Origin of the sequence: Pseudomonas sp. fls2-241-TYG-175 (assembly GCF_030209155.1) — a bacterium.
Taxonomy (GTDB): Bacteria; Pseudomonadota; Gammaproteobacteria; order Pseudomonadales; family Pseudomonadaceae; genus Aquipseudomonas; species Aquipseudomonas viridiflava.
Genome location: NZ_JARVSO010000022.1, coordinates 21,217 through 45,298, shown reverse-complemented (window position 1 = coordinate 45,298; position 24,082 = coordinate 21,217). Strand labels below are relative to the sequence as shown.

Annotated in this window: 24 protein-coding genes and 1 pseudogene; 8 read left to right on the top strand and 17 right to left on the bottom strand. The window is 60.8% G+C overall.

Annotated elements, in window-relative coordinates:
* Positions 1-8: 8 nt before the first annotated feature.
* From QRN20_RS16530 to moaB, 4 genes are all read right to left on the bottom strand, one after another.
* Positions 9-1,553: an MFS transporter gene (locus QRN20_RS16530; protein WP_285360817.1), complete on the bottom strand. Its 1,545-nt coding sequence runs from the start codon at positions 1,551-1,553 to the stop codon at positions 9-11.
* Positions 1,554-1,828: 275 nt separating this feature from the next.
* On the bottom strand, positions 1,829-2,755 hold the full coding sequence (locus QRN20_RS16525; RefSeq protein WP_122414181.1) for a glycosyltransferase family 2 protein: 927 nt from the start codon (positions 2,753-2,755) through the stop codon (positions 1,829-1,831).
* 83 nt (positions 2,756-2,838) lie between these two features.
* Positions 2,839-4,050, bottom strand: coding sequence for a molybdopterin molybdotransferase MoeA (locus QRN20_RS16520; RefSeq protein WP_122745236.1), 1,212 nt, complete (start codon positions 4,048-4,050; stop codon positions 2,839-2,841).
* A gap of 6 nt (positions 4,051-4,056) precedes the next feature.
* Complete coding sequence (moaB, locus tag QRN20_RS16515) at positions 4,057-4,596, bottom strand: molybdenum cofactor biosynthesis protein B (protein ID WP_122414179.1); 540 nt, start codon at positions 4,594-4,596, stop codon at positions 4,057-4,059.
* Between the two features lie 76 nt (positions 4,597-4,672).
* Here moaB and mobA point away from each other — a divergent pair, with 76 nt between their 5' ends.
* Together mobA and QRN20_RS16505 are read left to right on the top strand one after the other, a co-directional pair.
* Positions 4,673-5,278 carry a molybdenum cofactor guanylyltransferase MobA gene (gene mobA, locus QRN20_RS16510; protein ID WP_122416434.1) on the top strand — a complete coding sequence of 202 codons (606 nt, stop codon included), beginning with the start codon at positions 4,673-4,675 and terminating at the stop codon, positions 5,276-5,278.
* A gap of 73 nt (positions 5,279-5,351) precedes the next feature.
* Positions 5,352-5,576, top strand: a complete 225-nt coding sequence (locus tag QRN20_RS16505) for a YgdI/YgdR family lipoprotein (RefSeq protein ID WP_004885580.1) — start codon at positions 5,352-5,354, stop codon at positions 5,574-5,576.
* 71 nt (positions 5,577-5,647) lie between these two features.
* Here the strand turns inward: QRN20_RS16505 and QRN20_RS16500 are convergent, their stop codons facing one another.
* Entirely contained in the window at positions 5,648-6,538 is an 891-nt protein-coding gene (locus QRN20_RS16500) for a pseudouridine synthase (RefSeq protein WP_029243675.1), read from the bottom strand.
* A 188-nt stretch (positions 6,539-6,726) separates the two neighbouring features.
* Between QRN20_RS16500 and QRN20_RS16495 the strand changes: the two genes are divergently transcribed.
* Positions 6,727-7,581, top strand: a complete 855-nt coding sequence (locus tag QRN20_RS16495; RefSeq protein WP_029243674.1) for a shikimate dehydrogenase — start codon at positions 6,727-6,729, stop codon at positions 7,579-7,581.
* Between the two features lie 3 nt (positions 7,582-7,584).
* On the opposite strand, the gene QRN20_RS16490 is transcribed toward QRN20_RS16495, so the two are convergent.
* A complete protein-coding gene (locus QRN20_RS16490; RefSeq protein WP_004885584.1) occupies positions 7,585-8,256 on the bottom strand; it encodes a TetR/AcrR family transcriptional regulator in 672 nt (223 codons plus the stop codon).
* Positions 8,257-8,366: 110 nt separating this feature from the next.
* Positions 8,367-10,274: a 3-dehydroshikimate dehydratase QuiC gene (gene quiC / locus QRN20_RS16485; RefSeq protein WP_004885586.1), complete on the bottom strand. Its 1,908-nt coding sequence runs from the start codon at positions 10,272-10,274 to the stop codon at positions 8,367-8,369.
* A gap of 593 nt (positions 10,275-10,867) precedes the next feature.
* On the opposite strand from quiC, the gene QRN20_RS16480 reads away from it, so the two are divergent.
* Positions 10,868-12,196 carry an MFS transporter gene (locus tag QRN20_RS16480; RefSeq protein WP_004885587.1) on the top strand — a complete coding sequence of 443 codons (1,329 nt, stop codon included), beginning with the start codon at positions 10,868-10,870 and terminating at the stop codon, positions 12,194-12,196.
* A gap of 131 nt (positions 12,197-12,327) precedes the next feature.
* Here QRN20_RS16480 and QRN20_RS16475 read toward each other — a convergent pair whose 3' ends face one another.
* Positions 12,328-13,215 (bottom strand): DMT family transporter, encoded by an 888-nt coding sequence (locus QRN20_RS16475; RefSeq protein ID WP_029243673.1) that lies wholly within the window; start codon positions 13,213-13,215, stop codon positions 12,328-12,330.
* A gap of 222 nt (positions 13,216-13,437) precedes the next feature.
* Here QRN20_RS16475 and QRN20_RS16470 point away from each other — a divergent pair.
* Positions 13,438-14,694, top strand: a pseudogene (locus QRN20_RS16470) (OprD family porin).
* Between the two features lie 66 nt (positions 14,695-14,760).
* Here QRN20_RS16470 and pcaC read toward each other — a convergent pair.
* From pcaC to QRN20_RS16425, 9 genes are all read right to left on the bottom strand, one after another.
* Positions 14,761-15,159 carry a 4-carboxymuconolactone decarboxylase gene (pcaC, locus tag QRN20_RS16465; RefSeq protein ID WP_029243671.1) on the bottom strand — a complete coding sequence of 133 codons (399 nt, stop codon included), beginning with the start codon at positions 15,157-15,159 and terminating at the stop codon, positions 14,761-14,763.
* The gene (locus QRN20_RS16460; RefSeq protein ID WP_122605102.1) at positions 15,156-16,517 is read right to left on the bottom strand and encodes a 3-carboxy-cis,cis-muconate cycloisomerase; all 1,362 of its coding nucleotides are present in this window, start codon (positions 16,515-16,517) and stop codon (positions 15,156-15,158) included. The genes pcaC and QRN20_RS16460 overlap by 4 nt, the downstream gene beginning before the upstream one ends.
* Before the next feature lie 24 nt (positions 16,518-16,541).
* The gene (pcaK, locus tag QRN20_RS16455) at positions 16,542-17,891 is read right to left on the bottom strand and encodes a 4-hydroxybenzoate transporter PcaK (protein WP_088234989.1); all 1,350 of its coding nucleotides are present in this window, start codon (positions 17,889-17,891) and stop codon (positions 16,542-16,544) included.
* Between the two features lie 67 nt (positions 17,892-17,958).
* Complete coding sequence (gene pcaG, locus QRN20_RS16450) at positions 17,959-18,561, bottom strand: protocatechuate 3,4-dioxygenase subunit alpha (protein WP_122414176.1); 603 nt, start codon at positions 18,559-18,561, stop codon at positions 17,959-17,961.
* An 11-nt stretch (positions 18,562-18,572) separates the two neighbouring features.
* Positions 18,573-19,292, bottom strand: coding sequence for a protocatechuate 3,4-dioxygenase subunit beta (pcaH, locus tag QRN20_RS16445; protein WP_029243667.1), 720 nt, complete (start codon positions 19,290-19,292; stop codon positions 18,573-18,575).
* 134 nt (positions 19,293-19,426) lie between these two features.
* The gene (pcaQ, locus tag QRN20_RS16440) at positions 19,427-20,356 is read right to left on the bottom strand and encodes a pca operon transcription factor PcaQ (RefSeq protein WP_029243666.1); all 930 of its coding nucleotides are present in this window, start codon (positions 20,354-20,356) and stop codon (positions 19,427-19,429) included.
* Positions 20,357-20,388: 32 nt separating this feature from the next.
* Complete coding sequence (locus QRN20_RS16435; protein WP_004885604.1) at positions 20,389-20,631, bottom strand: glutaredoxin family protein; 243 nt, start codon at positions 20,629-20,631, stop codon at positions 20,389-20,391.
* An 88-nt stretch (positions 20,632-20,719) separates the two neighbouring features.
* Positions 20,720-21,340 (bottom strand): hypothetical protein, encoded by a 621-nt coding sequence (locus QRN20_RS16430; protein ID WP_029243665.1) that lies wholly within the window; start codon positions 21,338-21,340, stop codon positions 20,720-20,722.
* 80 nt (positions 21,341-21,420) lie between these two features.
* Positions 21,421-22,506, bottom strand: a complete 1,086-nt coding sequence (locus QRN20_RS16425; protein ID WP_122605100.1) for an acyltransferase family protein — start codon at positions 22,504-22,506, stop codon at positions 21,421-21,423.
* Positions 22,507-22,952: 446 nt separating this feature from the next.
* On the opposite strand from QRN20_RS16425, the gene QRN20_RS16420 reads away from it, so the two are divergent.
* Genes QRN20_RS16420 through QRN20_RS16410 form a run of 3 tightly spaced genes read left to right on the top strand, consistent with a single transcriptional unit; the run spans position 22,953 to position 24,002 of the window.
* Entirely contained in the window at positions 22,953-23,267 is a 315-nt protein-coding gene (locus QRN20_RS16420) for an ElaB/YgaM/YqjD family protein (protein WP_025994956.1), read from the top strand.
* 4 nt (positions 23,268-23,271) lie between these two features.
* On the top strand, positions 23,272-23,664 hold the full coding sequence (locus tag QRN20_RS16415; protein ID WP_004885620.1) for a phage holin family protein: 393 nt from the start codon (positions 23,272-23,274) through the stop codon (positions 23,662-23,664).
* Positions 23,661-24,002 carry a hypothetical protein gene (locus QRN20_RS16410; RefSeq protein ID WP_004885622.1) on the top strand — a complete coding sequence of 114 codons (342 nt, stop codon included), beginning with the start codon at positions 23,661-23,663 and terminating at the stop codon, positions 24,000-24,002. The genes QRN20_RS16415 and QRN20_RS16410 overlap by 4 nt, the downstream gene beginning before the upstream one ends.
* The last annotated feature ends 80 nt before the right edge of the window (positions 24,003-24,082 follow it).

The following is a 24,082-nucleotide window of genomic DNA, read 5'->3' as shown; positions in this document are numbered from 1 at the left end:
ACAGAAAATCAGTTCGGCGCACGAGGCGGATAGACCCGCGTCGGCATCAGAGGAATCAGCAAAATCAGTCCGGCGGCAAGCCAGCCCATGCAGAAATACAGATCGACACTGGTCAGCACCACGGCCTGCTCGTGCAGACGATGGGTCAGGGAGGCCACCGAATCGTCAGCAGCCAGCCAGGGTGAGTTGCCAAGACGATCAACCAGCACGTTGGAGTGAAAATGCTGGCGCGAGGTGGTCAGGGCTTCCAGCACGCCGGTGGCGATAACCGCCGACAAACCGCGCACGGTGTTGAACCATGAAGACGCAAACGGGCCATCGGGCGGAGCGATCCCGCCAGTCGCCTGCATCAGCAACGGCAGGACCGCCATCGGCTGGGCAATGATCTGCAGCAGTTGCAGGCTGTAGAAGTTGTCGCGAATCCATTCCGAAGTCATTTGCGTCGCAAACCCGCAATACAGCGCGAGCAGGCCAAGTCCGGTCGCCAATACCCAGCGGCAATCGATCCAGCGCACGTTGCACAGCGCCGCCACCAGAGGCAATGCAAGCAGCTGTGGCAAAGCAACGATCAGCATCAGCGGTGCAGTCTGCAACGGGCGGTAACCGTGCACCTGGGCCAGATAGGACGACGGAATCGAGGCGACCGCAGTCAGGACGATCAGCACACCGCCCAGGGTCAGCAAGGCATGCGACAGGTTTCGACCCGCCAGCAGCTGCAGTTTGAAAAACGGCACCGGGGTGAACCATTCGTTGACCATGAACGCCACCAGCAGCACCAGTCCGCCGCCCAGCAGCCAGCAGATCAGGGTGGACTCGAACCAGTCCAGGCGATTGCCTTGCAGGATGCCGATCACCAGCGCTGCAATGGCAGGCAAACCGAGAAGCACGCCACGCCAGTTGAACGTTCTGAAGCGCTCCAGACGCAACGGGTCCTGAGGAATGCCGTGGGCAATGGCGATCATTGCGACGAGACACGGAGGGATGACCTGCCAGAACGTCCATTGCCAGTTGAAATGCTCGGTCCACAACGCTGCCAGCGGCGTACCCAGACTGGGACCGAAGGTTGCGGTCAGGGCGTACCCGGCCAGCCCGTACAACTTGATGTGCGGCGGTAGAAAGCGCAGCGCGACGGTCATCAGCATGGGTGGCAGACAGCCCGCCGCCAGACCTTGCAGGATCCGCAGGACCAGCAGGCTGGGATAGTTCGGCGCGAACGGGCACAACAGGCCAAGCACGATGAAGGCCGTGATAGCGCCAAGGGTGAACCGTCGCAGCGACAGGCTGACCGCGAACCATGGCGCGAAGGCCATCGCCGCAACCGAGGTCGCCGAATAGGCCGCCACCAGCCAGGTCGCTTCATCGGCACCGATGAACATCGCACCCCGAATGTCGGCCATGGCAATGCGCGTCACGCCCTCGTTGATCCCGGCGACCAGCACCGCCAGCAGCACGCCCAGAAGCCCGATGATCGTCTGCAGGCCGAATACCGCAGGCGCAGGTTTGATGGGCTGGGCAGCCGGGATGACAGGGTCGATGGCGACAAGCGAAGACATGGGCGACGGAATCCAGAGCGAGGGAAGCGCTGGCATTTTAGAAAACGGGGCCACTCAGGAAAATTTACATTTGCACAGCGTATAAGTGCACCGGACGCACGAATGCAGATGCATCCGTGATCTCTGCGTTCATGGATGGCTGGCCGCTGATCAAGCGCCGTTCAGAAAAAGAGAGGCGCTTTCGGGAATGTGACGCGGAGCGTCACGGGCGGCATGCCCACGCGGAGCGATGGGCACGATCAGTGAGAGTTCAGGAACGTGACGCGACGGCAGGCTCATGCATACGGGCTGTCCCAGTATCGCTTGTACATCCCGAGCCTTTTCTTCACGACTCGGGGCAGGCGCTTTTCCTGCTTGCTGAGTTTGTAGGCCAGCAGCTTGACGGCGTTGCGAACGAAGGACATCGGCCACCAGAGAAAACGTCTGGGGCCAAGGAACGCGAGTTCGGATTTCACGTAGCGTATGCCTTCGCCCGCGATGCCGCCGAAGGTTTCGTAGATCCACGCTTCACGCGACTGGAACACACCAATGTCGAAGTAGCGCCGAAACTCCTCACGCAGGCTGTAGTTGTGCGAATGCCGACAGACCGCCGAGCCTTCGTAAGCCACTTTCCAGCCATCGATCAGCATCTTGGCCGTGACGTACATGTCCTCGGACAGGATCACATGCCGGGGAAATCCGCCGATGGCCAGCAAGGCTTCGCCGCGATAGGCCGCAAACGAATTGGACATGAACGGCGTCTTGATGCCCAGCACGGGCGCGTCTGCAAGGGTCTTGATCTGCGAGGTCGGCGGGTAGTTGAACAGCCGCGCATGCTGGGCCAGCAGGTTGGCGTTCCTGTGGGGCAATTGCCGCCCGCACACGGCACCGACTTTCGGGTCGGCAAATGGCAGCAGGATGTTGGCAATTGCATCAACGTCTTCGACGTAGGCGTCCTGAGTCATGTAGACGTAAACGTCATACTCGGGGTGCAGATCGACCATCATCTGCCGGGTGCCACCGTGGTTGAAGTCCTTGCTGTCGATGCACAGCACGTTTGCGCAACGCGCGCGCGCCAGCTCAAGCGTGCCGTCCGACGAACTGGAGTCGACGATCAGCGTGTCGAACGACGCCGTCTGCGTGGCCAGAGAGTCCAGCAGGCGCTCCAGGTCCTTATGTCCGTTGTAGGTCGGGATGACACAAGCCACTCTCAATGACGCCATAACAATACTCCGGGGCGAAAACAGGATGCCCTACTTGTCAGCGTTGTTGAGGGTAGCTCATGCCCGGTCAGCCAGCCACGACGTCAACCCATCACCTCGCTTAGAGGAATGAAGTTGACCCAGTCACCTTCCGCAACCGTGGCGCCTTCACGCACTTCGATCAGCCCATCAGCCCAGGCCGCGCTACGCAGCACGCCGGAGCTCTGGTTGCGATAGGGAACCGCCCTGCCCTGTTCAAGACGCCCGCGCAGGTACTCGCGACGATTGCCGGGACGCGTCCAGGCGAATCCGGCCGGCACGGCAAACTTCAAGGGCGTGACATCGAGTACGCCCTGACGGCGCAACAGATAGGCGCGGGCCAGCAAGGCAAAAGTCACCAGCGTAGAAGCGGGATTGCCCGGCAGGCCGATCACCGGCACACCCCGAAAATGCCCGAACGTCAGCGGCTTGCCTGGCTTGATGGCAAGCTTCCAGAGCGACAGCTCGCCTTCTTCGCGCAAGGCATGCCCCAGAAAGTCCGCCTCGCCCACCGACACACCGCCGGTGGACAGAATCAGGTCGACCTCATGCAGGCTCGCCAATGCAGCGCGGGTCTTTGCGAGATCGTCCGGCAGAATTCCGGCATCCACGACTTCGCACTGCAGACGCTTCAACCAGCTGCACAACAGCACGCGATTGCTGTTGTAGATCTGCCCCGGCCCGAGCGGCTGGCCCGGCTCGATCAGTTCGTCGCCAGTGGACAGCACCGCCACGCGCACCCGCCGGACAACGTCCACTTCGGCCAGACCGAGCGACGCAGCCAACCCCAGTTCGATCGGCCCCAGCCGTGTACCGGCCGCCAGCACCGTGTCGCCAATCCGGGTTTCCTGGCCCTGAGGACGAATGTTCTGCTCGGGCTTCAGTGATTCGGTGAAACGCACACGTTGATCATCCAGGACCTCGGCGTTTTCCTGCATCTCGACGCAATCAGCACCCTCAGGCACCGGCGCGCCGGTGAAGATGCGTGCGCAGGTTCCGGGCGCCAGAGGCTCGGGAGCCTGGCCCGCGAAAATACGCTGGCTGACGGGCAAGGGCTCTCCGCGCCAGTCGGCCACGCGCAAGGCGTAGCCATCCATGGCGCTGTTGGACCACGGCGGCAGGTCCAGCGTCGACACCAGATCGGTCGCCAGCACGCGACCTTCGGCATCAGCCAGCCGCACACGCTCATGCTGCGTGATCGGCGCAGCTTCGGCCATCTCCAGCAAACGCGCGATGGCGTCTTCGACAGGCATCAAGGCCTTGGGCTCAACGCTCATGACCGTTCAACCACGGGTCGCGCAGGGCTCGGCCTGCTTGAGGTGCGGAACGAAATTGCACGGACGGAAACGTGAATCCAGCTGTTCAGCCAGAATGCCGTCCCAGGCGGTACGCACGGCGTTGGTGGAGCCTGGCAGGCAGCAGACCAGTGTGCCGTTGGACAGCCCGGCCAGCGCACGCGACTGAATGGTCGAGGTGCCGATGTCCGGCACCGATATCTGCCGAAACAGCTCGCCGAATCCGTCGACCTGCTTGTCCAGCAGACAGGCCACGGATTCCGGCGTGCTGTCGCGTCCAGTGAAGCCGGTGCCGCCAGTGATCAGTACGACCTGAACCTGCTCATCGGCGATCCAGGTCGCCACCTGAGCGCGGATCTTGTAGAGGTCATCCTTGAGCAGGACGCGCTCGATCAGGCCGTGACCGGCTTCGGTCAGGCGATCGACGAACATCTGGCCCGAGGTATCGGTTTCGCGGGTGCGGGTGTCGCTGACGGTCAGTACAGCGATGTTCAGGGGTACAAAAGGTGTGTCAGCCTTTGCTTTCATGGCCTCGATCCGGTTGTTAAGGAAACAGGCCGGTGTTATATCACAGCACTCCTTTTCACTGCCTGCCGAGTCTCTGATGAACGCCTCTGCCCCATTGCCGCCCTGCTCGATTCTGCTGCTCGCAGGAGGTCGCGGCCAGCGCATGGGCGGGCGCGACAAAGGGCTGATCGAGTGGCAGGGCGAACCGATGATCCAGCACCTGCATCGCCTGACCCGCCCACTGACCGACGACCTGATCATTTCCTGCAATCGCAACCTCGAACGTTACGCCGCTTACGCTGACCGACTGGTTCAGGACAGTGACACTGACTTCAACGGTCCGCTGGCCGGAATACTCGCCGCGCTGCCGCAGGCACAGCATGACGCGCTGCTGGTGCTGCCCTGCGACGTGCCGCTGATCGATAAATCGCTGCTGGACGCGTTGCGCCAATTAGCCGACAGGCACCCGGACAACCCGGTCATGGTGCGTGAAGGTGAACATTGGCAGCCGCTTTTATGTATCATCCCGACCGCCCACGCTGCGACGCTGGAAGCCGCATGGCAGACAGGCGAGCGCAGCCCACGGCGGGCGTTGGCACCCCTGCATCCAGTGGCCCTGCAACTGGACGCCGGAGACCCGAGACTGGCCAACCTGAACACACCCTGTCTGCTGGCCGGATCAGATGACAACCGACGCAAGTGACTGTTCATTGAACTTGCGGCGGGTGTATACGTCTTACGGTCAGTTAATCAAGAATCCATCTGGAGACACAGTAATGAAACAACGGACCCTTCCCGCTGCCTTTCTGCTTGCATTGGGCATCGCCTCTTTGGCTGGCTGCGCTTCGCCCACTGTGATCACTCTGAATGATGGTCGTGAAATCCAGTCTGTCGACACTCCGAAGTATGATGAGGACTCGGGCTTCTACGAGTTCAAGCAGCTTGATGGCAAAGAAACCCGCATCAACAAGGATCAGGTACGTACCGTCAAGGATCTGTGATCCTCGCGTGACGTTACTGATATGAAAAAACCCGCCGAGTGCGGGTTTTTTTTCGTCTGCTCGCCTCGCGGCTACCAGTCGAGTTTCAGCTGGCTTTGAAACTTACGCGGCTCGCCAGTGAGCGGATCGTCGAACCGCAGCGCCTTTGCCAGCAGCTTGAGCGGCTGCTGATAGTCATCGACTGCGTCCCTGATCACCTCCGGGTAGAAAGGGTCGTTGCAGATGGCAGCGCCCAGCGCGGCCATGTGTACGCGCAACTGATGTTTCTTGCCCGTCACCGGGTACAGCCCATAGCGCCACAGCGAGTCATTGCGTTCGAGCACCTCGATTCGAGTCTGTGTATTCGCAGGCCCCGATGCTTCCTGCATGCGGAAGAATGGCTCGCCATCGACCAGACGGCTCTCGTGCAGCCGCGGAAAGTCCATCGTAGGCAGCGCAGGCGCAATCGCCTCGTAGAACTTGTCGATACGACGTGTTGGGAACAATGCCTGATACGCCGAACGGGTCTGCCTGTTTGCCGAGAACAGCACCAGCCCGGCGGTATGGCGGTCGATGCGGTGCAGGGGCACCAGATCCGGATTATCCAGACGGTGGATCAGACGACGCAGCAGGGTCTGCTCGACGTATTCGCCCGCAGGCGTGACCGGCAGAAAGTGTGGCTTGTCAGCGACCACCAGATGTTCATCGGCATACAGAATGGTCTCGACGACTGGAATCGGCGTCTCGTTCGGCACTTCGCGAAAATAGTGAATCTTCAGGCCTTCGCGGTAAGCCAGGTCAGCGGTGATGGCCTGGCCGTTGGCATCCAGCACCCGCGACCGGGCGATACGGTCCAGCCACTCTTCGCGGCTGATGGCGGAGAACTTCGCGCACAGGCAGTCCAGCACCGTCGTCCATGGGCCTGCTGGCAGGTACAGCGTGCTGGCTTGCTGGTGAGCGGCGCGAAAAACGGATTCGGACATGCGTGGACTCGTCATCTCTTGAAAGGCTTGAACGGCTATGGCCGCGCATTATCCCTGATCGGGGCGATCACCGCACAGAATCAACACATGGCAATTGATCAGCCACTGCGTCACTATTAACCATCTGGTACATTTTTTGAAACCCTCCCGCCATCGGGCGGCACGACAAAAACAAGAGACATATCGTCATGAGCCACGCTGAATCAACCTCCGTACTCGCCGGCCTGATCGGCTCAGGCATCCAGGCATCACGCACCCCGGCGCTGCACGAACACGAAGGTGACGCGCAGGGCATGCGCTATCTGTATCGCCTGATCGACATCGATGCGCTCAAACTGGACATCAGCGCCCTGCCCCGTCTGATTGAAGGTGCACGTGACTGCGGCTTCACCGGCCTGAACATCACCTTCCCCTGCAAGCAGGCGGTCATTCCGCTTTTGAACGAACTGTCCGAAGAAGCGCGCGGCATCGGCGCAGTCAATACCGTGGTGTTCAAGGACGGTAAGAGCACCGGCCACAACACCGATTGTCTGGGGTTCGCGGAAGGCTTCAAGCGTGGTCTGGACAAGGCGCCACGCCAGCACGTCGTGCAAATGGGTGCAGGCGGCGCGGGCGCTGCGGTGGCTTATGCGTTGTTGAGTGCAGGCGTCGAGCGCTTGAGCGTGTTCGAGGTCGAACCGCAGCGTGCCCAGGGTCTGGTGGACAACCTCACCGCTCATTTCGGCGCGGGCCGTGCGCAGGTTGGTCTGAATCTGCCTGCGGCAATGGCCGAAGCCGACGGCGTGGTCAACACCACACCGGTCGGCATGGCCAAGTTGCCCGGTACACCGCTGCCGGTGGAACTGCTGCGTGCTGCGCAATGGGTCGCGGAAATCATCTACTTTCCACTGGAAACCGAACTGCTCAGGCATGCTCGCGCGCTGGGCTGCCGCACGCTGGACGGCACGACCATGGCCGTGTTTCAGGCCGTCAAAGCCTTCGAGCTGTTCAGCGGCCGGTCAGCGGATGCCGAGCGCATGATGCAGCACTTCCACAGCCTTTAGCGTTCAGGCCTTGAGGTAACGCAACACAGCGTCGCAGATCATGGCCTTGTGACGCTGTTTGACCTCATCGCTCCACAGCTCGATCTGGAATATCTCGCTGAACGTGTGGCGGTTGGAAATGCGATAAAAGCAGAACGAGCTGATCATCAGATGCAGGTCGATCGGGTGCACGCCCGCGCGGAACTCTCCGCTTTCCTCACCGCGACGCAGGATACCTTCCAGCGCCCGAATGATATTCTGGCTCTTGGCCTGAATGGTATCGGACTGCTTGACGTTTTCGCCGTTGTGAATGTTTTCGATGCAGACGATGCGCACGAAATCGACGTTGTTGTCGTGGTGATCGAAGGTGAACTCCACCACTCGATGGATTGCCTCGACAGGCTCCAGCTCGCCCAGATTCAGCTCGCTTTCGGTATTGCGGATATCGCCGTAAAGCTTTTCCAGAACCTCGACGTAGAGCTGTTCCTTGCTGCCGAAGTAGTAATAGATCATCCGCTTGGACGTCTTCGTGCGCTCGGCTATCGCATCGACGCGCGCGCCTGAAAGGCCGTGGGCGACGAATTCGGCAACGGCAGCCTGAAGGATGTCTTCGCGGGTCTTTTCAGGATTGTTCTTGCGTCCCGAGGGCCGCAACGTGACAGGTTCGAGGGCAACGGAGTCGTCGGTTGTTTTCATTGTTGGCTCATGACCACGGGTTGTACGTGGAGTATGCCGCCGAGCGTCGAGGCAGGGAAGCTGCGAGGCACCCGAGTGCCTGCAGCGACCGGTTCGATCAGATCAAACGCTCACAACCGCGCCTGACGTATTGCCACACTGCGCGCCTTGGCCATTGCGGCCAGACGCACTGCAACGTTGGCTGCGCCATACCCGACGTAGCCGTTCTTGCGCTGCAGGATCTCGAAGAAGAATCGCCCGTCGAACGCATCGGTGTAGACGTGAAACAGCTCGCCGCCGTCAGCATCGCGGTCGTACAACACGTTGTAGTAAGCCAGTTCGCTGAGGAACTCGTCATCGAAATCGAAGCGGGCCGCCAGGTCATCGTAATAGTTGAGCGGGATGTCCAGCAGCGGCACACCGGCTTCCTTGGCGCGGCTGACTTCGGCAAAGATGTCTTCGCAGGAAAACGCGATGTGGTGCACGCCCGAACCACGATAACTGGACAGCGCGTGGGAGATCGCCGTATTTCGGTTCTCTGAGATATTCAACGGCAGGCGCACGGTGCTGCAGCGGCTGCGCAAGGCGCGACTCTTGACCAGCCCGTAAGGGTCCGGGAGCACGACTTCGTCGTCGGCTTCGAAGTCCAGAATGCTCTTGTAGAACAGCACCCAGCTGTCGAGGCTGTCGGCTGGCAACGCCATGGCCATGTGATCAATGCGCTGCAGCCCGCCCTTGCCGGCTACCTGCGGGTTGATGACAAAGTCGCTGTCGTAGATCGAATCGCCCGGTGCGGCGTTGTCGACCAGATAGATCAGGCTGCCATCCGGGGCGCGCACCGATGGAATCTCGCGCTCGTTGGGGCCGACCAGACCGCGATAAGGCTGGCCTTTGAAGGCCCGCGCACGCTCCAGCGCCTGATGCCCGTCATCGACGCGTAATGCGGTCGCGCACAGCGACGGACCGTGGGCTTCGAAGAAGCTGTGAGCAAATGAATACGGTTCGGCATTAAGGACGATCTTGATATCGCCCTGCCCCAACAGGCTGACGGCCTTGGAGCGGTGCTGGCCCAGCTTGGCGAAGCCCAGTCGCTCCAGCCAGCCCGACAGGCGTGCGCCGTGGCTTTCATCGACGGCAAATTCAAGAAACTCGACGCCGTTGTAGGTGCTGGCCGGTGGCGGGCTGAACAGGATGTCGGGGATTTTTGCCTCGGCCTCGCGGGCCAGCAACTGGCGAGTCTTTTCTTCCAGATACAGCAGCGAGCGCAGACCGTCAGCCGCATTGGCGCGGGTCGGTGCCGCGCGAAAACCGTCGTTGAACACTTCCAGCGACAACGGGCCGGTGTAGCCACTGCGCAGGATCGGCGCGAGAAAGCCTGCCAGATCGAACTCACCCTGGCCGGGGAAGCAGCGGAAATGACGGCTCCATTCCAGCACGTCCATGGCCAGAATCGGCGCATCTGCCATTTGCACGAAGAAAATCTTGTCGCCCGGAATCTGCGCAATCGCGCTCGGATCACCTTTGAGCGACAAGGTGTGGAAGCTGTCGAGCAGGACACCCAGCGCCGGGTGATCCACCTGACGCACCAGATTCCAGACCTGCTGCCAGGTGTTCACATGACGCCCCCACGCGAGCGCTTCGTAACCGACCCGCAGACCCCGCGCACCGGCGTGCTCGGCCAGCAGACTCAGGTCGTCGAGCAGGATGTTTTCGTCGCCCACCGAATCGGCGGATGCGTTACTGCAGACCAGCACCAGATCGGTGCCCAGCTCCTGCATCAAATCGAATTTGCGCTCGGCACGGTCCACGTTGCGCTGCAGGCGGTCACGGCGGCAGCCTTCGAAGTCGCGAAACGGCTGGAACAGGGTAATGGCGATGCCCAGATCGGCACACATCTGCCGCACGTTGCGAGGGCTGCCATCGTAGTAAAGAAGGTCGTTTTCGAAAATCTCGACGCCATCAAAGCCGGCTGCGGCGATGGCCTCGAGCTTTTCGGGCAGAGTACCGCTCAAGGATACGGTGGCAATTGAACGCTGCATGCTTCTAGCTCCTGAATGAACACGACCCTGACGAATCGTGACTGGACAGCACCGCATTCCTGGCCTTTCCCGGCCTTATTCAGAGGTGCCATTCAAGTATTTGCCTGTCAAAATACTACAGCAACATAAAGTGTACGAACCGGTTAGTTTTACGTTCGATTATCGAACAGAAGCCGAGTTACTTGATTGACGATGCGTGGCGCAATGCTCACCATCAGCCTCACCTTGCAGCGCAGCAGAACGTTTCGAACACCCGTTACCCGTAGCAAACCATAACAATTCAAACAACAGGAACATTGCTCATGTGCACCTCAACCGCCCCGCTCGTCAGTTCCGTTCGCCGTCCACGGTTGCAGGATCGAAGAGCCCATCCGGTCACACAATCGATCCGGCACTTCGTTTCCTGAAACAATCCAGCGCACTCGTCAGCAACAGCCTGTAAATTGTCGGCCCTGAAAACGTTTCGCAAGACCATGCCCCATGGCTTTCGAATCGCAGCGGCTTCACTGCACACGCATAACGCCTGAATCGAGTGGACTTCTCAGTCCGACTGTCGCCAGCAGCGCAGTCTTGGAACGGATGGTTAGAACATCATGCTCAATACCCAGACCAACCCTGTCGCCCAGGCCGCCCATGCGGGCATGGGCGAAAAGATTCGCGGCGCACTCGCCGTGGGCAAGACTCGCTGGGGCATGCTCGCTCTGGTGTTCTTCGCCACCACGCTGAACTACATCGACCGCGCAGCCCTCGGGGTCATGCAGCCGATTCTTGCCAAGGAAATGAGCTGGACGGCGATGGACTACGCCAACATCAACTTCTGGTTCCAGGTGGGTTACGCAGTAGGCTTCGTGCTGCAGGGCCGGTTCATCGACCGGGTCGGCGTCAAGCGTGCGTTCTTCCTGGCCGTGCTGCTGTGGAGCCTGGCGACCGGCGCACACGGTCTGGCCACTTCGGCGGCCGGCTTCATGGTCTGCCGCTTCATTCTGGGCCTGACCGAGGCCGCCAACTATCCGGCCTGCGTCAAGACCACACGCCTGTGGTTCCCGGCGGGCGAACGTGCGGTGGCCACCGGCATCTTCAACGCCGGAACCAACGTCGGCGCCATGCTGACCCCCGCCCTGCTGCCGCTGATTCTCACTGTATGGGGCTGGCAGGCCGCGTTCGTGGCAATGGGTTCGCTCGGCCTGATCTGGGTCATCATGTGGCGCCTCAAGTACTACAACCCTGAAGAACACCCCACCGTCAGCAAGAGCGAACTGGACTACATCAATCAGGAAGTCGAACCCGAGCCAGTCAAAATGCCGTTCTCGGCCATTCTAAAAATGCGCGGCACCTGGGCCTTCGCCCTGGCGTATGCGATCACTGCGCCAGTGTTCTGGTTCTACCTCTACTGGCTGCCGCCGTTCCTCAATCAGCAATACAACCTGGGCATCAGCGTCACCCAGATGGGTATCCCGCTGATCCTGATCTGGCTGACCGCAGACTTCGGCAGCATCGGCGGCGGCATCCTGTCCTCCTGGCTGATCGGCCGGGGCGTGAGGGCCACCACGGCGCGTCTGGTGTCGATGCTGATCTTCGCCATCACCATCTGCAGCGTGGTCTTCGCCGCCAACGCCAGCGGCCTGTGGGTAGCGGTTCTGGCCATTTCGCTGGCCGTCGGTGCGCACCAGGCCTGGACTGCCAACATCTGGAGCCTGGTGATGGACTACACCCCCAAGCACATGATGAGCACAGTGTTCGGCTTCGGCGGCATGTGTGCAGCAATCGGCGGCATGTTCATGACCCAGATCGTCGGCGCGGTCCTGACCGCCACCAATAACAACTACAACGTGCTGTTCACCATGATCCCGGCGATGTACTTCATCGCACTGATCTGGATGTACTTCATGGCTCCGCGCAAGGTGCCTGACCTCAAAGAATGATGGGGTGATGCACATGAGAAAGGCCCGTTCACGTGAGTGAGCGGGCCTTTTTTATCGGGTCGCATTCCTCATCAGGTCGCACTCAACTTACTGGCTCGCTGGTGTTTATGTGAGGGGCAAGACCGCGACAACTACCCGCCTTTACGCCGCTGCTGCCACGCAGCCGCCAGCCCGCTCAGGCAGATGATTGCGATACCGGCCTGCGCTGTCGGCGAGGGCATGTGGTCGAACACGATGAAACCCAGTAGACCGGCAAACACGATCTGGCAGTAACTGAACGGCGCCAGCATCGCAGGTGCGGCGAAGCGGAAGGCCTGGGTCAGCAGCAGGTGCGCGGCCATGCCGCAGGCGCCCAGCGCGAGCAGGAACGGCAGGTGTTTGAGTTCAGGCACCTCCCAGAAGAAGGGCACCAGCACGCTCATCAACAGGGTGTTGAACAACCCGGCAAAGAAGTTGCTGGTAGTCGGGCTGTCGAACGGGCTGACCAGCCGGGTCAGCAACTGATACAGCGCAAAACAGAACGCCGAAGACAGCGGCAACAGAATCGCGGGCGTGAACAACTCGCCGCCCGGATGAATGATGATCATCACCCCCATGAAACCGACGATCACGGCAATCCATTGCCCGCGCGTCACCCGCTCATGCAACAGCGGCACCGACAGCGCAGTGACCAGCAGCGGCGCGAGAAAGTTGACCGCCGTGGCCTCGGCCTGCGGAATGAACATCAGGCTGCTGGTGAACAGCAGACTGGTGCCCAGCAAAGCCAGTGCACGCAGCGCCTGCAGGCCGGGCCGCTTGGTACGCAGCACCCGCAGACCGGACGACGGCATGAAGATGCAGGCCATCAGCAGCGTGTGCACCAGATAGCGCGCCCACACCACCAGAATGATCGGATAGAAGCCGGACAGGTATTTGGAGAGTGTGTCGTGGCTGGCAAACAGAAAGGTGGCCAGCAGAATGAAACCGATCCCCTTGAGGGGTTGATTGACGCCGGACAGTGGCGTACTGGCAGTGCTCATCGGGCTTCCTTACTCAATATTGTCGGGACTAAATACGCTGAAAACGTTCATGGCAGTGAGCATCGCAGGCTGTCTTCGCATCGTCCCGGATAAAATGTTCGAACCGGTTCATTAACGTTCGGTAATCGCCCAAAACCATGGTTTCACAATTGCAGAGCTGACCCCGGCCTTTCACTATCAGACCCAGCTTCACTGACTGAATAATTACAAAAAAGGTCTTCCATGCGCTCATCTCGTCCCTGCAAAGTCGTTTGCGGCCTCTCTGCGGCCATCGCAACCAGCCTGATACCCGCCGTCTCTCAGGCTGCCGGTTTCGTTGAAGATGCCAAGGTGAATCTGAACCTACGCAACTTCTACATCAACCGCAACTTCGTCGACCCGGCCAACGCCCAGAACTACGCCGAAGAATAGACCCAGAACTTCATCCTCGACGCCCGCTCGGGCTTCACCCAAGGCACCGTGGGTTTCGGCGTCGACGTACTGGGCCTCTATTCGCTCAAACTGGACGGCGGCAAAGGCACCGGCGGCACACAACTGCTGCCGATTCACAGCGATGGCCGTCCGGCCGACGATTTCGGGCGTCTGGCAGTCGCGGGCAAGGCACGCTTCTCCAAGACCGAACTGAAGGTCGGCGAATGGATGCCAGTGCTGCCAATCCTGCGCTCCGATGACGGACGATCCCTGCCGCAGACTTTCCAGGGCGGTCAGATCACCTCCAAGGAAATCGACGGTCTGACGCTGTACGGTGGCCAATTCCGTGGCAACAGCCCGCGCAACGACGCCAGCATGGAAGACATGTCCATGAACGGCCGCGCCGCCTTTACCTCGGATCGTTTCAACTTCGGTGGCGGCGAGTACGTCTTCAATGAGAAACGCACCCAGGTCGGCCTGTGGTACGCCGAGCTTGAAGACATCTATCACCAGCAATACGTCAACCTGCTGCACAGCCAGCCATTGGGCAGCTGGACGCTGGGTGCAAACCTCGGTTATTTCCAGGGCAAGGACGACGGTCAGTCGCTGGCAGGCGATCTGGACAACAAGACCTGGTCGGCCCTGCTCTCTGCCCGTCACGGCAGCAATACGTTCTATGTCGGTTTGCAGAAGGTCAGCGGCGACAGCGCATGGATGCGAGTCAACGGCACCAGCGGCGGCACTCTGGCCAACGACAGCTACAACTCGAGCTTCGACAACGCCCGGGAAAAATCCTGGCAACTGCGCCACGACTACGATTTCGCGGGTCTGGGCGTGCCCGGTCTGACCCTGATGAATCGCTACATCAGCGGCGAAAACGTGCACACCGGCACAATCACCGACGGCGAGGAATGGGCCCGGGAAACCGAGCTGGCCTACGTGTTCCAGAGCGGCGCGTTCAAGAGTCTGTCAGTCAAGTGGCGCAACTCGACAATGCGGCGCGACTACAGCACCAACCAGTTCGACGAAAACCGTGTGATCGTCAGCTACCCGCTCTCGCTGCTCTGACAGCGCTGGCATCACGAAAAACGCCGCCGCAGTTCAGCACTGCGGCGGCGTTTTCAATTCAAGCAATCAGTCCTTGTTCAGCGACTCCACACCCATTTCATCCCACACTTCCTCGGCCAGATGGAAGGTGGCGTTGGCCGCTGGAATGCCGCAATAGATCGCGCTCTGCATCAGCACTTCCTTGATCTCTTCGCGGGTCACGCCATTGTTTTTGGCGGCCTTGAGGTGCAGGCGCAGCTCACCTTCGCGGTTCATGCCGATCAGCATGGCGATGGTGATCAGGCTCCGGGTATGACGCGGCAGACCCGGACGTGTCCAGATGTCACCCCAGGCATGCCGGGTGATCATTTCCTGAAATTCCTCGTTGAACGGCGTCAACTTTTTCAGGCTGTTATCGACATGCGTATCGCCGAGTACGGCGCGGCGCACCTGCATGCCCGCCTGATAACGTTCGTCTTCGGTCATTGCGTGATCCTTGTGTGTTCGGCCACGGCGCGCTCGACCCAACGTCGGGCCTGGCCAAGGTAATGGGCCGGATCGAGCAAGCGATCCAGCTCGTCGGAAGAAAGTTGTGCGGTGACCTCAGGGTTTTCCCCCAGCACCTGACGCAGGTGCACGCCCTGCTCCACCGCCTGACGACAGCTCTGCTCGATCAGGTGGTGCGCGGCATCGCGGCCGATGCGCTGCGCCAGGGCGATGCTGACCGCTTCGGCCAGCACCAGCCCCCGAGTGGATTCCAGATTGACCCGCATGCACTCGGCATCGACCTGCAGGCCTGGCACCACCTGCAATGCCTGCTGCAACGAACCGGACACCAGGCAGCAGAGTTCAGGCAAGGTTTCCCACTCGGCATGCCACAGGCCCAGACTGCGCTCGTGCTCCTGAGGCATCGCGGAGAACATCGTTGCGACCAGACCCGGCGCACGTGTGGCCGCGCCGATCATGACCGCAGCGCCCACCGGATTGCGCTTGTGCGGCATGGTCGAGGACCCGCCCTTGCCCGGCGCAGACGGTTCGAAGACTTCGCCCACTTCGGTCTGCATCAGCAGACTGACATCCCGGCCCAGCTTGCCAAGGCTACCCGCGATCAGACCGAGCAACGACGCGAACTCCACCAGCCGATCCCTTTGCGTATGCCACGGCTGCTCGGGCAAGTGCAGTTGCAGTTCATCCGCCAGCGCTTCGGCCACCTTGAACGCCTGATCGCCGAGCGCCGCGAGACTGCCCGACGCGCCGCCGAACTGCAGGCACAGCACGCGAGGCTTGATTTCGTTCAGGCGCTGGCGGTGGCGCGTAATCGCCCCCAGCCAGCCTGCGATCTTCATGCCCAGCGTGACGGGCGTGGCCTGTTGCAGCCAGGTACGGCCGGCCAGCGGCGTCGCCTCGTGAACCTGCGCCTGTTGCGTCAAGGCGTCGCCCAATTGTCCGAGGTCGCGTTCCAGCACATCGATAGCGTCCCGGATCTGCAGAATCAGACCGCTGTCCATGACGTCCTGACTGGTCGCCCCCATGTGCACATAGCGTTCGGCCTCGGGGCTGTGCGCAGCGATGCGCTTGCCCAGCGCCTTGACCAGAGGGATCGCCGAGTTGCCTGCGTTGCCGATGGCAATCGCCAGCGCGTCGAAATCGAACAGCTCGGCGCGGCAGCTTTGCGTGATGTCTGACACCACATTTTGCGGAATCAGACCAACCCTGGCCTCGGCCCGCGCCAGCGCAGCCTCGAAATCGAGCATGCCCTGCACCCGCCCCTCGTCCGAAAAAATCCGGCGCATGTCGGGTTGTGTGAAGTACGTGTCGAAAAGTTGATTGCCCGGTCTGCTCACATCAGCGCTCCAGAGTAAAAGGTTTCAAGTGGCGTCCGAGTGGCTGACCCAGCCCTTGATCAGGACAGCCAGCGCGGCCAGTGCAGCAGGCACCACCAGCGCCGTCAGCACCTGCTCGAACGACCAGCCCAGTCCCAACAGGGTCGCACCGGCCCATGCGCCAAGAATCGCACCGAACCGGCCGATACCCAGCATCCATGACACGCCCGTGGCGCGGCCCTGAGTCGGATAAAAGCGCGCCGCCAGCGAAGGCATCGCCGACTGTGCGCCGTTGATGCACATGCCCGCGACCAGCACCAGTGTCGCCAGGACTGCGACGTTGCCGAGGCTCTGCCCGACCAGCCAGGCAAACACGCCGGCCAGTGCGTAGGCCACGCCTATCACCTTGTGCGGGTTGTAACGGTCCATGGCCCAGCCGACGCCCACGGCACTGAGCACGCCACCGAACTGGAACAGCGCGCCGATGAACGCCGACTGCTCCATGCTCGCGCCGCTGTCACGCATCAACGTCGGCAGCCAGCTGGTCAGCAAGTACACGATCACCAGCCCCATGAAGTAGGTCAGCCACAGCAACAGGGTGCCCGCACTGTAAGTGCCGGAGAAAATCACTTTCAAGACATTGCGGCTGCTGACGGTCTTCTGTTCAGGAACGCTGAACGCCGTTACACCCGCGACTTCCTTCGGCGCAATCGGCGCCAGCACCTTGCGAATCCGCTCGACACCCCGGTTGCGCACCACCAGAAACCGCGCAGACTCCGGCAGCCAGACCATCAGCACCACGGCCAGGATCAGCGGCAGGATGCCGCCGAGCATCAACAGGCTGTGCCAACCCATGCTGGGAATGAGCTTGGCGGACACAAAACCGCCGCAGGCCATCCCCAGGTTGAAACCGCAGAACATGCTGGTAACCAGCAACGACTTCAGACGCTCAGGCGTGTATTCGGACAGCAGCGTGGTGGCGTTGGGCATCGCCGCACCCAGCCCCAGACCGGTGAGCAGACGCAGCACCAGCAACTGGTCGATGTTGGTGCTGTAGGCCGACGCCAGGCTGAACAGCCCGAACAGAAACACCGCCACCACCAGCACCACCTTGCGTCCGAAGCGGTCGGCCAGCGGGCCGGAACCCAGCGCGCCGAACACCATGCCGATCAGCGCGGCGCTCATCACCGGCCCCAGACTGGCGCGATCAATGCCCCAGTCCTGGCTCAGGGCCGGCGCGATGAAGCCCATCGCCGCCGTGTCCAGGCCGTCGAGAAAGACGATCAGAAAGCACAGCGCAACCACGCGCCACTGGTAACCCGACAACGGCTGGGCATTGATGAAAGCCTGAACGTCGAGCGTGCCAGTAGCAGGCCCGCGAGCGGATAGTGTCATGAACATTTCCTTTTATTTTTATAAGGTCACCTGCGCCTGCAGATGCCGTGTAGCGCACGCACATTGCTCAGAAATCGAAAAACACCGTCTCGCCTTCGCCCTGCACCCGGATATCAAAACGATAGGCCGTTTTTCCATCCACCTCGCAGCGCAGTGCAATCAGCGTTTCACGGCGTTGTGGCTGTTCGATCAGGTTGAGCACCGGGTCGACGAGATTGGCCTGTGCTTCATCGTCGAAATACAGCCGGGTCTGCAAGTGAATATTGATGCCGCGGGCGAACAGCGAAACGTTGATGTGCGAGGCCATCGGCACACCGGCAGCGTTACGCATCGAACCGGGCTTGATGGTCTTGAGAACCCACTGGCCATCGTCGGATGTGGCAGTGCGACCGAAGCCGTTGAACGGGTTCGCCGGGTTGTATTCGCTGTGATACGCGCCTTCGTGATCGGCCTGCCAGAACTCCAGATAGGCGTCGCGAATCAGGTGGCCGTTGCCATCGAAGACGTTGCCCAGCAACACGATGTGCTCACCTGGCGCGCCGGGCCTGGCCATTTCGTTCCAGATTTCCAGCTCGCGAGTCGGGTTGCCGGCCACTTGCGGTGCCAGGCCGATGTGCACATAGGGACCTGCGGTCTGCGAAGGGGTTTCCTGCAGCAATTGAACGGGCATGTCGGGCCTCCTCAGCAGTTTTCGAAGTGAGTCTTGCGCTGACCGCGCAGAACGATGTCAAAGCGATACGCAAGGCAATCCATCGGGTTGCCCATGGCCAGATCAAGCCGGGCGATCAGGCTTTGCACCGCATCGGGATTGGCGATGGATTTAACGATCGGGCAGATCGGAATCAGCGGATCGCCCTCGAAATACAGCTGGGTGATCAAACGCGTGGCAATCGACGGGCCACTGATCGACACGTGAATGTGCGCCGGACGCCAGTCGTTGGGACCGTTGCGCCAAGGGTACGGCCCGGGCTTGACGGTGCGGAAGCTGTAGTTGCCTTCGCTGTCGGTCAGTGCCCGGCCCACGCCACCGAAATTGGGGTCCATGGGCGCAAGGTACGCGTCACGCTTGTGGCGATAACGACCGCCTGCGTTGGCCTGCCAGATTTCCACCAGCGTATGGGGAATCGGCTTGCCGTACTGATCACAGACCCGACCGGCGAGCAGAATGCGCTCACCGATCGGCAGCCCGCCGTTGTTGAAATTGAGCAACAGGTCGTTGTCGTGCTGACCGAACTTCAGGTGCGAGAAATCCGGCCCGGAGGCTTCTGAGATGGATTGAGGGATGCTGACCAGTGCCTGGCGCGGTGAGCGCAGGATCGAGGTCTTGTAATCAGGCGTCAGGGCTTTGGGATGCCAGTTGCGATCACGAATGACGAAGCGGCTGTTGTCCGCGACAGACATGGCGTTCTCCTTATTGTTGGCTTTCTTATGGGCGCGCGAGCGTCGAACACGTACGCGACAGGCTGCGGCGAAGTGTCGCGCGCTTCATGCATCCACCAACACTGAATAATTGCCTGCCATCCATAACCAAATGGTTATGTATAGGACATCTGTCGGTAGGTCTCGCCAACGACCCGAAACTCATCCACACACCACTGGGCAGCGCGTGTCAGGGGAACAGCCGGGTTGCTGCACAGCCCCACCGAACCGCCCGGCTCACGGATGCCCATGTCCAGCTCGACCAGCGTGCCGTTGTGCAACTCCTGCAGAACGGCATCCAGCGGCGCGATCCAAATGGCATCGCTGCGCTCGACGTAGCGTCGGCTCAGCGTCAGCGATAGCGTTTCAAGGCGCTGGCGCGGCGGCTGTATGCCGCATTGCACGAACAGGCTGTCGGCGAACTTGCGGATAGTGGTGCCCGCCAGCGGCAATACCAGCGGGAAATTCGCCAGGCTTTCAGGTTTGAGGGGTGCCGCCAGCAACGGATGGCCGGTACGCACCACCAGGGTCATCGACTCGTTGTACAGGTGCTCGAAGGTTAGCCCCAGTATCTGTGGACTGTCAGTCATTCGCCCGATCACCAGATCCAGTTCTCCGACACGCAGTTGCGACAACAGATAAGCGCTGGGGCCGGTCATGACGCTGATGATCAATGCGGGGTGCTGCTCGTGCAGACGCCCGACGACTTCGGGAACCAGCAGGCTCTCGGCCGTCGACAACACACCCAGACGCGCCGTGACCGTTTCGTGCTCGCCGGAGCGCAGGCTGTTCACGCCTTCGCGCAAAGCCTGAACGCTCGGCCCCGCATAGCGCATGAACGCCACACCGGCTTCGGTCAGCGCCGCGCCGGTCTTGCTGCGCACGAACAGCGTCGTCGCCAGCAGGGTTTCCAGCTCCTTGAGCGTCTTGGACAGAGCCGGCTGGCTGATCGACAACACATCGCAGGCCCGCGCCAGACTGCCCTGGCGCGCCACTTCGAGAAAGCACACCAGATGGCGGAACTTGATTCGGGTATCGATATTCAATGCGTGTCTTGCCTTGGGAGAAAGATGATCCGTTACGTGCTCAGAAAGGACGCCACCTGGGGCGCATCGAAAGGCCAGTCCAGCTCTTCGCCGGTGTCCACGCGACGCAGCACCGGTATTCTCAGCTCATAACGTTCGAACAGCCACTCATCCTCGCAGATGTCGCGTCGCTCAACCAGCAAACCGCACTCATCCACGAACGGCAGCAACACGGCTTGCGCGATATCGCACAAATGACAACCCAGGGTGCCGAACAGTTGGCATTCAGGAAGCATCGAATCCTCCTCGTAAAGAGCGTGACCTGCCGAAACATTCTAGGCCCGGTCCTGGATCGCGTCGAGGCGACCGACAGCCGTATCGGTGCTACAGCGGTTCAGCGGGAGCCCGCCAGTCCGGCTGTTTGAACGCGCGCTCGGAGCCGGAAATCTTGACCGATATACGGTCCAGCAGTCGTTCGGCGTTGTACTTGGTGGTCGTGCTGCTGATGGCGATGAACAACAGACCGACAAGAACGGCGGACGAAGGAATCCGCCTGGTCGCATGCTGCTCGAGGCCAAGGAGAAACAGGCAGGCCGCCGTTGAACCCAGCAGCGCCCCCGCCACCGCCTCGGCGAGCGGATGAATGAAAGGCGCGACGCAAAAGACGCTGTACAGCCAGCCCAGCAGCAGTCCGGTCAGGGCACCGGGCCAGCGAAGACGCTGATCGTACTGTCGCGCCAGAAGACTCAGGGCGACGGTCAGAATCAGGCAGGTATTCATGGCATGCCCGCTGAGTACATAGATCCCCAGACTCTCGATCGCCACCCCCCAGCCCTTGAACAGCACTTTGCTGATCACCACCATCGAGTAGGCTACAAAGAGCGTCGCCATCCACAACAAGGCCGAACGCTTCGAGCGGGCGGTCCATAGCCAGGCAGCGATCACCAGTGCTGCGGGCAGCATGACCGTAATCCCGCCATAAGGGGTAAACAGCTGTGGGCCCATCCGCAAGTCTCCTCGATCCGGCCGTCCGTTCAACGACGTATCTCAGCAGAGCCCTGCCTCTGGGCGCCATGTAAAAATTTCTATGCACCCACCTTCGCCGCGCCAGTTCTAAAGCGCCGTTTACCAAACGCATTGGCGCGGTCCAGCACCGGCTTCTCGAAACAGCGATAACCAACCCAGCCGTAGCACAGGGTGGCCGCCACCATCAGTGTTGCGAAGAACAGGTTGTCCAGATAGCTCTCGGGCCATGCGCCCACCCCATTCCAGATGCGCCCGATTACTCCCAGCACCAGCAGATGAGACAGGTAGATGGTGTAGGACATGTCGCCCACGACCACCAGCGGCGTCGGCACGAAGATCTTTTGTCGTCTTTCCAGCAGCGCCAGAGTCAGCACCAGCAGACCGAACGTGCCGCCCACCATCAGCATGCGCAGCAAACCCTGACTGTCGTAGAGCCGATAGGTCGCAATCAACGGAACACCTGCCAGCAACGCAACAGCCAGCAACCCCCAGACGGCAGCCGTCGGCAGGCGCGCGCTGTGACGGCTGTAGAAGAACAGCGCCAGCGCCACACCGATGATGAATTCCAGCGAATAGGGATGCAGGATGATCTTCAACGCCGACGACTGATCCTGCCAGTCCTGCAGGAGGTTGAACGCCACGATGATCAACGCCCAGCCCGCCATCAGCCACGGCAGATGGCGCTCCTTGAACAGCAGCAGGCCGGTAAATACCAGGTAGAACCACAGCTCGAACAGCAGCGACCAGGCGACCATCACCAGCAGCACCTTGTCGTTGGGCAACAACAGGAACGACATCAGCAGGTTCGACGAGCCATGACCGCTGTTGACCAGACCCGGCTGCACCAGAAAGACCCCGAGCGTGATGAAGAAATACAGCCAGTAGGTTGGATAGATCCGCGACACCCGGTTGAACAGAAAGTGCTGAGCCTCGACGCCACTCTGGAACCGGCCACGACTGACGATCACCATCACGAAGCCGCTGATGACGAAAAAAAGATCCACCCCCAACTGAAAGAAATCCAGCGAAGGTGGCAGCAAGGTATCGCCACCGGAAAACCGCGCCTCAATCGGCATCATGTGAAACAGCACCACACCCAGAACGGCCAGGCCCCTCAATCCTTGCAGCGAGTACAACCGCTCCATGCCCCTCTCCAATCACTGACCGACGCTGCGCCGGTACTTCCAGAACGACCCCGAACGAGTCGGGTCTTGTCAAACGCTGCACGGGCAAGCGGATACGCACGTTTTTCCTGTAGGTCCGGTGTTTGCTGCGCGACAGCGCTGTGTCAAAGACATAGAGGCATCTACCACAGTTCGTTGCGTCCTGCACAACGAGCATAGCCAAACGCAGCCATTATGAAACACCTGCGCGAGCCTCCCGTTTTTTTCTCGCGGCTTGCGCTTATGGAGTAAGGTTGTCCACCGGTAATCTGCCGATGCGCCGATCTGGCGCAAATGCCTGTACGCCACGCACCAGCACAAGGCGAAAGCCGCGTCGCCACGCGATGTGCGTCGACGCAGCAATTGAAGTGAACCTTCGCCAATTCCCTGTACTCGAAACATCCATACGCCACCAAACGGAGAAAACCATGCCTCGCCAAACCGCACAGAATGCTCAGGAAATCTTGATGGCAGACTTTCAGGTCCTGGTCGCCGACACCGAGAAGCTGCTGGCACACACGGCAACCCTCGCGGGTGATCAGGCAGATGAACTGCGTGCCCAGATTCAGGAAAGCCTGCTGCGTGCCAAAGAGACGCTCAAGCAGACTGAAGAATCCCTGCGCGAGCGTGGCGAAGCAGCAATCGTCGCAACCGAAGAATACGTACAGAACAATCCATGGCAATCGGTCGGCCTGGCCGCCGGTGCCGGTTTCCTGATCGGCCTGCTGGCCACAAGGCGCTAATACCATGACTTTGGGAACGGAATCAGGTCCGCCCCACGCGGACCACGGCTCTTCACCGCGGCGCTTGGGTGCCGCTTTTCTGGGCTTGCTGCACAGCCATGTCGAGCTGTTCGGCATCGAATTGCAGGAGCAGAAGGCGCGTACTGTCAGTCTTTTGCTGTTCGCGGGTCTGGCACTGGTGTTCGGTCTGCTGCTGCTCACCGGGCTGTCGGCACTGCTGCTGATCGTGTTGTGGGACAGTTACAGGCTGGCCGGCATCATCGGCCTGTGCACGTTCTACTTCCTGGCTGCGGTGTTCTGTGGACTTCGCTTGAAGGCTGCCATCTTCGACGAATCCTCGCCGTTCCATGCGACTCTCGAAGAACTGGCCAACGACCGTGAGCGACTGATGCCATGAGCGAACCCAAATCCCATCAGGGCAACACCCGTCGCGAACTGCGCAAGGCGCTGATCCGTCTGCGCATGGAAATGCATCGCCAGGAAATACGCCACGAATCCACCACGCTGCTGCAGCCCCTGCAACGCTTCAGGGGCCTGCGTCACGACTGGAAAAGTGCGCTGGGCATTCGCCATGCGCCACTGTGGGGAGTGGGTTCGGTCGCGCTGCTGGGCTTTCTCAGCGGCAAGCGGGCCAAGACCGGGCGCACCAGCTTCCTTGGCAAGCTGCTCAAGCTGGGCATCACGCTCACACCGCTGATCAAGGTCGCTCTGCAGAGTCGCGCGCGCAAACGCTGAGACACCTGTTGGCTGCATTCTTGCTAACTCCTGCCAAGTAACATTTCGCCCGCTGTGAACACTCACAGCGGGCGGCTTGC

Excerpts from the sequence above, each read along its gene's own strand:
- QRN20_RS16425 (WP_122605100.1), bottom strand. The coding sequence starts at position 22,506 with ATGGAGCGGTTGTACTCGCTGCAAGGATTGAGGGGCCTGGCCGTTCTG.
- moaB (WP_122414179.1), bottom strand. The coding sequence starts at position 4,596 with ATGAAAGCAAAGGCTGACACACCTTTTGTACCCCTGAACATCGCTGTA.
- pcaK (WP_088234989.1), bottom strand. The coding sequence starts at position 17,891 with ATGACACTATCCGCTCGCGGGCCTGCTACTGGCACGCTCGACGTTCAG.
- QRN20_RS16505 (WP_004885580.1), top strand. The coding sequence starts at position 5,352 with ATGAAACAACGGACCCTTCCCGCTGCCTTTCTGCTTGCATTGGGCATC.
- quiC (WP_004885586.1), bottom strand. The coding sequence starts at position 10,274 with ATGCAGCGTTCAATTGCCACCGTATCCTTGAGCGGTACTCTGCCCGAA.
- pcaC (WP_029243671.1), bottom strand. The coding sequence starts at position 15,159 with ATGACCGAAGACGAACGTTATCAGGCGGGCATGCAGGTGCGCCGCGCC.
- QRN20_RS16420 (WP_025994956.1), top strand. The coding sequence starts at position 22,953 with ATGCCTCGCCAAACCGCACAGAATGCTCAGGAAATCTTGATGGCAGAC.
- QRN20_RS16435 (WP_004885604.1), bottom strand. The coding sequence starts at position 20,631 with ATGCTTCCTGAATGCCAACTGTTCGGCACCCTGGGTTGTCATTTGTGC.
- QRN20_RS16490 (WP_004885584.1), bottom strand. The coding sequence starts at position 8,256 with ATGAAAACAACCGACGACTCCGTTGCCCTCGAACCTGTCACGTTGCGG.
- QRN20_RS16520 (WP_122745236.1), bottom strand. The coding sequence starts at position 4,050 with ATGAGCGTTGAGCCCAAGGCCTTGATGCCTGTCGAAGACGCCATCGCG.
- QRN20_RS16415 (WP_004885620.1), top strand. The coding sequence starts at position 23,272 with ATGACTTTGGGAACGGAATCAGGTCCGCCCCACGCGGACCACGGCTCT.
- pcaG (WP_122414176.1), bottom strand. The coding sequence starts at position 18,561 with ATGCCCGTTCAATTGCTGCAGGAAACCCCTTCGCAGACCGCAGGTCCC.
- QRN20_RS16500 (WP_029243675.1), bottom strand. The coding sequence starts at position 6,538 with ATGTCCGAATCCGTTTTTCGCGCCGCTCACCAGCAAGCCAGCACGCTG.
- mobA (WP_122416434.1), top strand. The coding sequence starts at position 4,673 with ATGAACGCCTCTGCCCCATTGCCGCCCTGCTCGATTCTGCTGCTCGCA.
- QRN20_RS16530 (WP_285360817.1), bottom strand. The coding sequence starts at position 1,553 with ATGTCTTCGCTTGTCGCCATCGACCCTGTCATCCCGGCTGCCCAGCCC.
- pcaH (WP_029243667.1), bottom strand. The coding sequence starts at position 19,292 with ATGTCTGTCGCGGACAACAGCCGCTTCGTCATTCGTGATCGCAACTGG.
- QRN20_RS16525 (WP_122414181.1), bottom strand. The coding sequence starts at position 2,755 with ATGGCGTCATTGAGAGTGGCTTGTGTCATCCCGACCTACAACGGACAT.
- QRN20_RS16480 (WP_004885587.1), top strand. The coding sequence starts at position 10,868 with ATGCTCAATACCCAGACCAACCCTGTCGCCCAGGCCGCCCATGCGGGC.
- QRN20_RS16410 (WP_004885622.1), top strand. The coding sequence starts at position 23,661 with ATGAGCGAACCCAAATCCCATCAGGGCAACACCCGTCGCGAACTGCGC.
- QRN20_RS16495 (WP_029243674.1), top strand. The coding sequence starts at position 6,727 with ATGAGCCACGCTGAATCAACCTCCGTACTCGCCGGCCTGATCGGCTCA.
- QRN20_RS16430 (WP_029243665.1), bottom strand. The coding sequence starts at position 21,340 with ATGGGCCCACAGCTGTTTACCCCTTATGGCGGGATTACGGTCATGCTG.
- QRN20_RS16475 (WP_029243673.1), bottom strand. The coding sequence starts at position 13,215 with ATGAGCACTGCCAGTACGCCACTGTCCGGCGTCAATCAACCCCTCAAG.